This is a genomic window from Chitinophaga varians (assembly GCF_014529945.1).
GTDB classification, from domain to species: Bacteria; Bacteroidota; Bacteroidia; order Chitinophagales; family Chitinophagaceae; genus Chitinophaga; species Chitinophaga varians.
In genome coordinates this window covers 1-989 of the sequence record NZ_JACVFB010000023.1, presented here as the reverse complement: position 1 = coordinate 989, position 989 = coordinate 1, and the positions used below count along the sequence as shown (strand labels likewise).

The window sequence follows — 989 nt, the reverse complement described above, 5'->3', positions numbered from 1 at the left end:
TTTGCTATTTCGTATGCGCCGATTTCTTTGTAAGTAACATGCACCGTTGTTTCTGTGATGCCGAACATGTTGATCAGCTTCACTTCCGGATATTTATTCCACCAGGATGTCAGTCTTGCCGGGCTAAGCGCTTCTCCGCCAAATATCACATACCGCAACGACAGCCGGCTGCCTGCGTTGGCATCCTCTTCTATCAGGTTGTAAAACGCACCGGGCGTCTGATTCAGCACCGTTACCTGTTCACGTTCCAGGAGGGCACGATACAACCGGGTGTCTCTCGCAACAGCCTTAGGGATGATCACCACCTTTCCTCCGTATAAAATTGCGCCGTATATCTCCCACACACTAAAATCAAAACAATGACTGTGGAACATTGTCCAGACATCGGTATGATCAAAGCTGAACTGGAAGGCGTCGTTGAACAGCAGCCGCACCACGTTGCCATGCTCCACCATCACCCCTTTGGGATTGCCGGTGGTACCAGAGGTATAGATAATGTAACATAAATGGGAAGGAGCAATCACCTGCGCCGGTTTTATCTCACCGCTCACTATGCCCGCAGCGTCTTCCAGGTAAACCAGTGTAACAGCCGGTTCGGCTACCGTAACCTCCAGCTTATTCGAAGACAACAACAGCCGTAATCCGCTGTCTTGTATCAGGTAGCTGATCCGCTCAGCAGGATAATCAATATCAATTGGAAGATAAGCCCCTCCGGCTTTAAGAATCCCCAGCATGCCCACCACCGTCTCAACAGACCGGTCCATCAACAAACCGATGATCTCTTCTGTTTGAACATCATATTGCTGCAACAGGCAGGCCACCTGGTCCGACTGCTTGTCCAGGGCTGCGTAGGTCACCTCCTCTTCGCCGTATTTGAGCGCTATATTGTCCGGCGTACGGGCAACCTGCTCCTTAAAAAGATCTACGATCGTTTTATCTTCAGGATATCCAACAGCCGTATTGTCCAGACGGCCCAGCAGCCAGGATTT

At 50.6% G+C, this 989-nt stretch carries 1 protein-coding gene; it reads right to left on the bottom strand.

The window, feature by feature from the left end; translation table 11 throughout:
• Positions 1-989, bottom strand: a 989-nt coding sequence (locus tag ICL55_RS34870; RefSeq protein ID WP_188106696.1) for an AMP-binding protein, incomplete at both ends; no start/stop codon positions are given.